General features: G+C 75.0%; 7 protein-coding genes. 6 read left to right on the top strand and 1 reads right to left on the bottom strand.

Annotated elements, in window-relative coordinates; all coding sequences use genetic code 11:
* The 6 genes from ACWGDE_RS10760 to ACWGDE_RS10735 form a co-directional block, all read left to right on the top strand.
* Positions 1-1945: MMPL family transporter (locus ACWGDE_RS10760; protein WP_453388621.1), on the top strand; the 1945-nt coding region annotated here is incomplete at its 5' end.
* Between the two features lie 122 nt (positions 1946-2067).
* Complete coding sequence (locus ACWGDE_RS10755; RefSeq protein WP_453388620.1) at positions 2068-3819, top strand: FAD-dependent monooxygenase; 1752 nt, start codon at positions 2068-2070, stop codon at positions 3817-3819.
* Positions 3820-4087: 268 nt separating this feature from the next.
* Positions 4088-5173, top strand: a complete 1086-nt coding sequence (trpS, locus tag ACWGDE_RS10750; RefSeq protein ID WP_453388619.1) for a tryptophan--tRNA ligase — start codon at positions 4088-4090, stop codon at positions 5171-5173.
* A gap of 165 nt (positions 5174-5338) precedes the next feature.
* Positions 5339-6790: a hypothetical protein gene (locus tag ACWGDE_RS10745; RefSeq protein WP_453388618.1), complete on the top strand. Its 1452-nt coding sequence runs from the start codon at positions 5339-5341 to the stop codon at positions 6788-6790.
* A 97-nt stretch (positions 6791-6887) separates the two neighbouring features.
* A complete protein-coding gene (locus ACWGDE_RS10740; protein ID WP_453388617.1) occupies positions 6888-8216 on the top strand; it encodes an AAA family ATPase in 1329 nt (442 codons plus the stop codon).
* A gap of 68 nt (positions 8217-8284) precedes the next feature.
* Positions 8285-9517, top strand: coding sequence for a vWA domain-containing protein (locus tag ACWGDE_RS10735; RefSeq protein WP_453388616.1), 1233 nt, complete (start codon positions 8285-8287; stop codon positions 9515-9517).
* Here the strand turns inward: ACWGDE_RS10735 and ACWGDE_RS10730 are convergent.
* Positions 9479-10351, bottom strand: a complete 873-nt coding sequence (locus ACWGDE_RS10730; protein WP_453388615.1) for an alpha/beta fold hydrolase — start codon at positions 10349-10351, stop codon at positions 9479-9481. The genes ACWGDE_RS10735 and ACWGDE_RS10730 overlap by 39 nt on opposite strands.
* Between the last annotated feature and the right edge of the window lie 27 nt (positions 10352-10378).

The raw sequence follows: 10378 nt of genomic DNA, 5'->3' as shown, positions 1-10378 counted from the left end.
GGAATCCGCCCCCGGCGCCGGCGCGCCGGGCGGAAAGGTCGTCTTCCACGTCGGCTCGGGCACCGTCGCGGCGCACCGGGACGTGGCGAACGCGGTCGACCGGCTCCGGGACCTGCCGCACGTGACCGCCGCCGGCCCCCTGGTGACCAGCGCCGACGGGGCGACGGCCTACACCGACGTCACCTTAGACGAGGACCCGCGCACCCTCGGGCACCCGTACGCCCGGCAGCTGGACCGGGCCGTGGAGCCGGCCCACGACGCCGGTGTCGGCGTCGGCTACGGCGGGGACCTCGTCCACGTCGCCCGCGCCCCCGCCAACGACATCGCGAGCGAGCTCATCGGCATCACCGCCGCGCTGCTCGTGCTGCTCGTCGCCTTCGGGAGCGTGGCCGCCGCGCTGATGCCGCTGGTCACCGCACTGATCAGCGTCGCCGTCGGACTGTCGGTGGTGGGCATGGTCGCCGGGGTCATCGCCCTGGCCACCTCCGCGCCCACCCTGGCGACGATGATCGGGCTGGGCGTGGGGATCGACTACGCCCTGTTCCTGGTCACCCGCTTCCGCCAGGACCTGATGGACGGGCACGATCCGCAGACCGCCGCGGGCCGCACCACGGCCCGCAGCGGCAAGGCCGTGCTGGTCGCGGCCGTCACCGTGGCGGTCGCCCTGCTCAGCCTCTACGCGTGCGGACTGAGCCTGATCGGGGGCATCGGCCTGGCCGCCACCGTCGCCGTCGTGGTCACCGCCGCCGCCGCGCTGACGCTGGTGCCCGCGGCCATGGGGCTCGTGGGCCGCAGGATGGACCGGCTGCGCGTGCGCCGCCCGGTGGCCGAGAGCTCCGGCGAGGGGGACGGCTGGCACCGCTACGCCCGGCTCGTCTCCCGCCACCCCTGGAAGTTCCTCACCGCGGGCGTCGCGCTCCTTGCCATCTGCTCGGTCCCGCTGTTCTCCCTGCGGCTGGGCCACGTGGACGCCGGAGCCGATCCGGCCGGCAGCAGCACCCGTGAGGCGTACGACTGGATCGCCGCGGCCGAGGGGCCCGGATTCGGGCCCGGCGCGAACGGGCCGTTCACCGTGGTGGTCGACCTCCGCCGCGCCACCGTGCCCGTCGCGCAGGTCTCGGCCGCCATGCAGGACGCCCTCGGCGGGACGTCCGGGATCGCGCACGTCTCCGCTCCGCGGCCCAGCGGGGACGGGCGGCTGCTCGTCGCCACCGCCACCGCCACGACCGGCCCGCAGAGCGCCGCTACCGACCGCCTGTTCGAGACCCTCTCCGACCGGACCCTCCCCGAGGCCCTCTCGGGCACGGGCGCCACCGGTTACCTCACCGGCAGCACCGCCGGACAGCTCGACTTCCGCGACACCGTCGCCCAACGGCTCCCCGTGATCATCGGCATCGTGCTCCTCGCCGCCTTCGCGCTCCTGACCCTCGTCTTCCGCAGCCTGCTCATCCCCTTGAAGGCCGTCCTGCTCAACCTGCTGACCACGTCCGCCTCGTACGGGATCCTCGTCGCCGTGTTCCAGTGGGGCTGGGGCGACCGCCTGCTGGGGCTCGGCGAGCCGGTGCCGATCGAGTCCTTCGTCCCGATGATGCTGTTCGCCATCGTCTTCGGGCTCTCCATGGACTACGAGATATTCCTGATCTCCCGCATCGTCGAGGAATGGCGCGCCACGCACGACAACACCCGGGCGGTGGGCAGCGGCCTGGCCCTGACCGGGCGGGTGATCTCCTGCGCCGCGCTGATCATGACCGTGGTCTTCCTGTCCTTCACTGGCTCGCCGGCCGTCGTCGTCAAGATGCTGGCCCTGGGGCTCGCGGTCAGCGTGGTCCTCGACGCGACGGTCGTGCGCCTCGTCCTGGTCCCCTCGGTCATGTTCCTCACCGGGCGGGCGAACTGGTGGCTCCCCCGGCGCCTGGACCGCGCACTCCCCCACCTCGACCTCTGACCCCTCCGCGTTCCGTGTACGCCCTGGCGGGGGGGCATCCGTCCCCGGTCGCCCCCCGCCCGCCACCGGGTGACCATGGTCTACGGGGCAGGTTCCCGGGGGCCGCGCGCTGGGAGGCACCCGTGACGCACACCCGAACGACGGACGTACTGATCGTGGGGGCCGGCCCGGTCGGGCTGAGCGCGGCCGCCGAGCTGCGCCGGCACGCGGTGGACTGCCTGCTCGTCGACCGGCTGCCGGCCCGCCTCCCCTACGCCAAGGCGGTCGGCATCCAGCCCCGCACCCTGGAGGTCTGGGACCGGATGGGCCTGGCCCGCACCGTGCTGGAGGCCGCCGTCCCGCTGCGCGGGCAGCTGAGCCGGGTCAACGGCGTGGAGCAGCCGCGCATCGACCTCACCCTGCCGCCCGAGGTGCCCTACTGGTTCGCCGCGCTGCCCCAGTACGAGACCGAGCGCCTCCTCGAGGAGTACGTCGCCTCCCTGGGGACCGTCATCGAACGCGGCACCGAACTGCTGTCGTTCACCCAGGACGACGGCGGGGTCACCGCACTGCTGCGCACCGCCTCCGGAGCCGAGCAGGAGGTGCGCGCCCGCTATCTGATCGGCTGCGACGGGGCGCACAGCGCCGTGCGCAAGGGATTGGGCCTCTCGTACGAGGGCGGCGCCTTCCCCGAGGAGTACATGCTGGCCGACGTCGAGACCGACTGGGACCTGCCCCCGGGGTACACCCTGCGGTGCAGCCACAGCGCCGCCGACGGTTCCACGGACGACCTGCTCGTGTGCATCCCGCTGCCCGGCGACCACCGCTACCGCATGTCGATGCTGGTCCCGCCGGAGCTGTCCGCGCAGGCGGCGGGCCGGGAGTCCGCGCCGGACGACGGCGTGGCGCACGGTCTGGCGGGCGGCCGGGAGAACGGCGCCCGCGTCCCGGAGCTGTCCCACATCCAGGCCGTCGTCGACCGCCTCGCACCCCGGCCCACGGTCCTCTCCCGGATGCGCTGGTCCTCCGTCTTCCGCATCAGCCACCGCATCGTCGACCGCTACGGCGAGGGGCGCGTCTTCGTCGCGGGCGACGCCGCCCACATCCATCCGCCCACGGGCGCCCAGGGCATGAACACCGGCATCCAGGACGCCTGCAACCTGGCCTGGAAGCTGGCCCTCGTCGTCCGGGGGGAGGCCGGTCCCGCCCTGCTGGACACCTACGACGCCGAACGCCGCCCGGTCGGCGAGGAGGTCGTCGGCCGGACCGTCAGACACGCCGTCCACGGCATCGAGGCCGACCCCGACGACCCCCTGACCATCCAGCTCCGCGAGGCCCAACTGCTCGTCGGCTACCGGGACGGACCGCTCGCGGCCGCACCGTACGGACCCGCCGCCGCGCCCCAGCCCGGCGACCGGGCCCCGGACTGCGCGGGGCTGACCCTGCACATCTCCGTCTACCCGTGGCGGCTGTTCGACGTCCTGCGCGGCCGTACGGCGCACGTGGCGCTCCTGTACGCGGCCGATCCCGCGGTCCTGGCCGAGGCCGTCCGAGCCGCCGGAGCCGCCTCGTCCGTCGCGGGGACCGGAGCCGCCCCTGGCGCCGGAACGGCCCGGGCCGCCCTGCAGACCGTCGCCGTGCTCGGCCGCGAGGCCCCGGGGACCGCACCGGCCGCCTCCGGCCCGCCGGACGTGCCCGGACACCCCGACGCTCCCCGACACCCCGACGTTCCCAGATACCTCGACGCGGCCGGGGAGTTCGCCCGGCTCTACCGCCCCGAGGGACCGACCGGTTTCCTCGTACGCCCGGACGGCTACCTCGCCGCCCGGTTCCCCCTCACCGGCACGGCGGCCGCCCTGTCCGGCCACCTCGCCGCCCTGTCCGCGCCGCGGTGAGCAGCACGGATCGGACGCACACGACCGTGCCCGGGCGCTCGGGGACCATCGGAGCACGCCCGGGGGCAGAAAGACCCGGCGCGGAGCGGGCGTGATCCGCTAGGCTCGGAGCATGTCCTCTACGTCTCGTCCGTGCTGGTGGCGCTCCCTCTAGGAGCGGCCACGGACTAGTCGTACCCACCGGGCCGTCGATCCGACGGCCCGGGACACGTGTCCTCCCGGGTTTCCCGGACGGCGGTCCTCCCCCTTCACGGCAGGAGACCCGCACATGACGACCACCGATTCCCTCCCCGCGCACGCCGATGTGACGGTCGCGCAGGCGCAGCGGCGCAGCGCCGAGCTGGAGCGGCTGATCGAGAAGGACCCCGGGCAGTTCCGGGTGCTCACCGGGGACCGGCCCACCGGGCGGCTCCACCTGGGCCACTACTTCGGGACGCTCCAGGGCCGGGTCCGCCTGCAGGACGCGGGCGTGGACACGTACGTGGTGGTGGCGGACTACCAGGTGCTCACCGACCGGGACGTGGCCCAGCGGCTGGCCGAGCACGTGGAGGACCTCGTCCTGGACTACCTGGCCGCCGGGATCGACCCCGAGCGCTCCACGATCTTCACGCACAGCGCGCTGCCCGCCCTCAACCAGCTGCTGCTGCCCTTCCTTTCGCTGATCTCGGTCGCCGAGCTCGGCCGCAATCCGACGGTCAAGGACGAGATCGCGCACTCCCGGCAGGCCGCGGTCAGCGGGCTGATGTTCACCTATCCCGTGCACCAGGCCGCCGACATCCTCTTCTGCAAGGCCAACCTCGTGCCGGTCGGACAGGACCAGCTGCCGCACCTGGAGGTCACGCGTACGGTCGCCCGCCGCTTCAACGACCGCTACGGGCAGGGCGGTCCGGTCTTCCCGGAGCCCGAGGCGCTGCTGTCCGCGGTGCCGCTGCTGCTGGGCACCGACGGTACGAAGATGAGCAAGTCCCGGGGCAACTCCATCGCCCTGGCCGACACCGCCGACGAGACCGCCCGCCTGATCAAGGGCGCGAAGACGGACGCGGAACGGCGGATCACCTACGACCCGGTGGGCCGGCCCGAGGTGTCCAGCCTGGTCCTGCTCGCCGCACTGTGTCAGGGCCGGGAGCCGGAGGAGGTCGCCGCGGAGATCGGGGACGCGGGGTCTGCGGCCCTGAAGCGGACCGTCACCGAGGCCGTCAACGAGCATTTCGCACCGCTGCGTTCGCGCCGCGCGCAGTACGCCGAGGACAGGACGTACGTACGGGAGCTCGTCCGGGCCGGCAACGAGCGGGCCAACGCGATCGCGGAGGCCACCTTGGACGAGGTCCGGGCCGCCATGGGCACCAGCTACTGAGCCGGGGTCGCGGGCCGCGCCGGGCGGCCCGCGGGGCACGGCCGGCGTCTCCGGAGCGGGCGGGAAAACACCTGGCAGACGGGGGCGCGGGCCCTGTACGGTCTCGGCGATGACTACTTACCCCTTCCACGGAACGGGGGTCTCGTCCGCGCAAGGTGAGTGCTGATGCTCCCTGCGATCGCGGACGGGAACTCCCGTCTTCCCCTCTGGCTGCGCGTGCGCGAGTTCGCCGTGCCGCCCTCCATGATCGAGACCTCGGCCGCCCGCCGCTCCGTCGGCGACTGGGCGGGGGCGTGCGCGGCCGCGCACGTCGACGTCGATCTCGACCTCCGCACCGTGGCGCGCACCCACGGCCTCCGGCTCGCGGCCCGCGTCCGGGCCGACCTCCGCCGGCTGGCTCCCGACCTGCTGCGCTGGCACATGCCGAGGATCGCCCCCGACGGACTGCTGCGCCCGGGCCTGACCATCTCCCTGGCCCGGTACGAGGACCCGGGCGGCGACGGCGGACACCCGGTGCACCTCGTGGCCCGGACCCCGCCCGCCTGGGCGGACGCCGGACAGCGGTTCGGCCTCGCGCTGTGGGACGGAGCCCGCCCCCGGGCGGGCGCCGTCCACCACCCGCATCCCCGTCCCGACCGGCGGTTCCGGCTCGACCTGCACCGCCACCTGTGGGACGCGGACCGGTCCGACGAGCTCCGGACGCGTTCCGGGGCCGGCCTCCGGCCCGCCTCCGGCGGTCCGACGGCCCGCTCGGTCGCGGACCGGGACCCGCTGGGGCTCGTACCGCGCGGGCACGGGCTCGCCGCCGACCGCTGGGGAGCCGAGGCGCAGATCCTGCTCCGCGCCGAGGGCCGGTCCGCCGGGACCGTGACCGTACGCGTCGGGGCCCGCCGACGGCTGGACCTGGTGCTGTTCCCGGACGGGGACCGGGACCGGGGCCGGGACGGTCACGGGCCCGGGGACCCGGACGGGCCGCTCGCTTGGACGGTCGCGCCCTCCTCCGAGGCCGGCGGTCTCCCCGCGCCGCCGGTGCTGCCCGACGCGGCCACCTGGATCCCGCCCGACCTGGAGCTGATCCGGGCCGGTCTGATCGAGCCCGGGCGGCTGCACCCGCTCGTCGCCGCAGCACTCGTACCGGACCAGGCGCCGGCCGGGCCCTCCGCGAGGGCGGACCGGGCCGGGCAACCGCGCCTCGTCGAGTGCCGGGGAGACCTCCACCGGATCGGACAGGTCGACGGGGTGCTCGTCCCGCTGGACCACGGTCCGGACGAGATCCGGCGGGAGGAGCTGCTGGCCGCGCTGGGCGGTACCCCGCTGCCCTGCCTGCGGGTGATCGACGAGGCGCACCGCCGCCCCGACTGCCTCTCCGACGTCCGCGAACGCCTGGACCACGGCGACACCGCCGGTGCGCTGGCCGTCGTGGAAGCCCTGCTGGGTCCCGGGGCGCTGCTGCGCGACGGGCCGCTGCGGGACGCACTGGAGGCCGCCGCGCAGCGGCGGATCACCTACGGGCTGTTCCGGTCCGGCATGACCGGCCCCGGACCGGGCCGCATCCGCCCGGGCCCCGAGCGTCCCCGCGGCCACCGCTCGCGCCCTCGCCACACCCACGGCCGCTGACCCGGCACAGCTCACCGCCCGGCGACTCCCGCCGCCGGGCGACTCCGCCCTGCCCCACGCCGGTTCGGCGTGCCGAGAAACCCACAGGTGATCACATATGAGCCTCTCCCTGCCCTTCGCCCCCACCGCCACCGCCACCGCCACCGCCACCGCCACCGCCCATGAGACCGCTGCGACCGCTGCGACCTCTGCGACCTCTGCGACCTCTGCGATCGAACCCGCCCAACTCCAGGTGGCCGGCGCGCTGCTGGCCCTCCTGCGCGACGCGACCACCGAACCCCGGCCCGACACACAGCTGGAGGCCCTGACCCTGGCCGTGGCCGCGGACCTGCCCGTACTCCTGTGGGGCGAGCCCGGCATCGGAAAGACCGCGGCCCTGACCCAGCTCGCCGCTTCCCTGGACCTGCCGCTGACCACGGTGATCGCCAGCGTGCACGAACCGTCCGACTTCTCCGGGCTGCCCGTCATCGGGGACGATCCCGCGGTGCAGGGCGTCCCGTTGGCCCCGCCGGACTGGGCGGTGCGGCTCGTCCGGGCCGGCCGGGGGCTGCTCTTCCTGGACGAACTGTCCACCGCGCCGCCGGCCGTCCAGGCCGCCCTGCTCCGCCTCGTACTGGAGCGGCGGATCGGCTCGCTGCGACTGCCGCCCGAGGTGCGCATCGTGGCCGCCGCCAATCCGCGGTCCTCGGCGGCCGACGGCTGGGAGCTGAGTCCGCCCCTGGCCAACCGCTTCGTCCACCTCGACTGGACCCACGACCACGACGTGGTGGTGCGAGGCCTGGGCGGCACCTGGCCCAGGGCCACGCTGCCGCTCCTCGACCCGGCGAAGCTGCCCGAGGCCGTGTCCCGCGCCCGCGCCGCGGTGTGCGGGCTGCTCACCGTCCGTCCCGAGCTCGTCCACCGGATGCCGAGCGGTGAAGCCCGCCGCGGCGGGCCGTGGCCCTCGCCCCGGAGCTGGGAGATGACCCTGGCCCTGATCGCCTTCGCCACCGCGGCCGGCTCCTCCCGCGAAGTACTGTCCCTGCTGGTCAGGGGCACCGTGGGGGACGGTCCGGGACTGGAACTGCTGGCCTGGCTGGACCGCATGGACCTCCCCGATCCCGAACTGCTCCTCGCCGACCCGGAGGGCTCCGTCCTGCCCGAGCGCGGGGACCAGCGCCAGGCCGTGCTCGACGGCGTGGTGTCGGCGGTGCACAAGCGCCCGGACAAGTCCCGCTGGGAGGCGGCCTGGGCGGTCCTGGCCCGGGCGTTGGAGACCGGAGCACCCGATCTGGTGGTCGTCCCCGCGACCACGCTCGCCTCGCTGCGCCGCGACGACTGGGAGGTCCCGGAATCCATCGAGCGGCTCTCGGGAGCCCTGGCCCTGTCCCGGCGCGCGGACCGGGCGGCGGCCCGGGCCCTGGCTTCCGCGAAGGGCGGACGGTGATGCCGCACGATCCGAGAACGCCGGGAGCGCCGGAGGCACCGGGAACGCCGGGAGCACCGGGCGCGTCGGTGACACCGGGCGCGCTGGACCTCGACAAGCTCTACGCCGCCCGCCTGCACGCCGTACGGGTCCGGCCCTACCTGGCCACGGCGCTCTTCGCCCTGCACGTCGTGGAGTCGCGGCGGGTGCCGACGATGGCCGTCGACCGGCACTGGCGGTGTTACGTATCGGCGGCGTTCGTGGCCGTCACTCCGGTGGAGGAACTCGCCGGGGTGTGGGTGCACGAGGTGTCGCACCTGCTCCGCGACCACCACGGGCGCAGCGACCGGGTGGCACGGGCCCGCGGGCTGACCGGTCCGGGAGAGCGGCTGCGGATGAACATCGCGGCCGACTTCGAGATCAACGACGACGTGTTCGGCGACGGGCTGGTCCGGCCGGCGGGCGCCGCGGATCCGAAGACCCTGGGACTGCCCGAGGGCGAGCTGATGGAGGACTACCTGCGACTGTTCTTCCTCGGTCCGATGACGCAGGACATGGCCTGGCTGGACTGCGGCAGCGGCGCCGACGGCCTGGACCGGGAGTGGGAGCTGGGTCCGGGCGGCGCGCACGGCCTGAGCGAGCAGGAACGGGACGCGGTCCGCTACCGGGTGGCGCAGGGCATCACCGGCAGGCCGGGCGACGCCCCGAAGGGGTGGCGCCGGTGGGCGGAGGAGGCCTTCCATCCGCCGCAGCCGTGGCGGGAGTTGCTGGGAGCGGCCCTGCGTTCGGCGGCCTCGGGTTCGGGCGCGGGCGAGGACTACACGTACGGGCGGCCGTCGCGGCGCTCGTCCGCGCTGCCCGGTGTGGTCCTGCCGAGCCTCCGGCGGCGGCCGCCCCGGGTCTCCGTGATCATCGACACCTCCGGGTCGGTCAGCGACGCGGAGCTGGGCGGCGCGCTGCACGAGGTCGCCGCCATCTCCCGCGCCGTGGGCGGCCGCCGGGACCTGATCACCGTGGTGCCGACGGACGCGGCGGCCCACGCCGCGCACCCGCTGGCCCGCGCCGAGGGCATCCCGCTGCTGGGCGGTGGGGGTACCGACCTGCGCACGGGCTTCGCGAAGGCGCTGCGGTCGGGGCCCTGCCCCGATGTCATCGTGGTGCTGACCGACGGGCAGACCCCGTGGCCCGCGAACCGGCCGCCGTGCCGGACGGTGGTCGGCCTGTTTCCCCGGGGGCGGGCGGCCCGGTCCTGGGACGAGAACGATCCCGACTACGTCCCGGACTCACCGCCCGAGTGGGCCCGGGTGGTCGACATCGGTTAGGACGCCGCCACGGGAATGACCAACGCGACGCGCCTCAAGGCCACATCGCGGCGCGTCGACGGAATCCAGGAAGCCGAGGACGAGTTGGCTCGCCTCGGCACGGAACTCCTCGAAGTAGGCGTGCCGGGCGCCGGGGATCAGCCGGAGCCGGGCGCCGGGGATGCGGTCCGCGAGCAGGTGCGCGTTCGCGGTGGGGTTGAGGAGGTCCTCGCTCCCGTGCACCACCAGGGTCGGTGCGCAGATGTCCGGCAGTACGTCCCACGCGTCGTGCCCGGCGCTGGCCACGAGGTGCCGCTGCCGGGCGCGGACCGTCATGGAGGGATCGCCCAGGGTGCCGTACGGGCCGGGGTGCGCCGCCAACCACCCGGGCGTGTACATGAGTTCGAGCAGGGCCCGCCGGTTCGCGGCCGGGTCCGGCCCGGTGAGCGAGGAGAGGACCGCGCCCCCGCGTTCGATGCCGTGTCGGCCGCCGGGCGAGGTGCAGCCCAGCACGAGGGCGCGTACGCGGTGCGGATGGCGGGCGGCGAGCCACTGGGCGACGCGCCCGCCCATGGACGTGCCGTAGACATCGGCCCGGTCGACACCGAGGTCGTCGAGGACGGCGACCACGTCCCGGGCGAACCCCTCGGTGCTGTAGGGCTCGTCGGGCGCGTCACTGTCCCCGGTGCCCCGGTAGTCGAGCGTGATCGTGCGGCGGGTGCGGTGGAAGTCCTCGCGGACCCCGTCCCACCAGTGGTGGCTGTTGGCCTGGCCCGCGAGCAGCACGAGCGGGGGACCCTCGCCCCGGGACTGGTGGGCTATGCGGACCCCGTCCACGGTGTTGGCGTACGGCACGGCGTGCGTCCTTCCGGTCCCGGCCCG

This window comes from Streptomyces sp. NPDC054956 (assembly GCF_053609185.1).
Note: the sequence above shows the minus strand (reverse complement) of the source record. Positions and strands in the feature narration are given on the sequence as shown.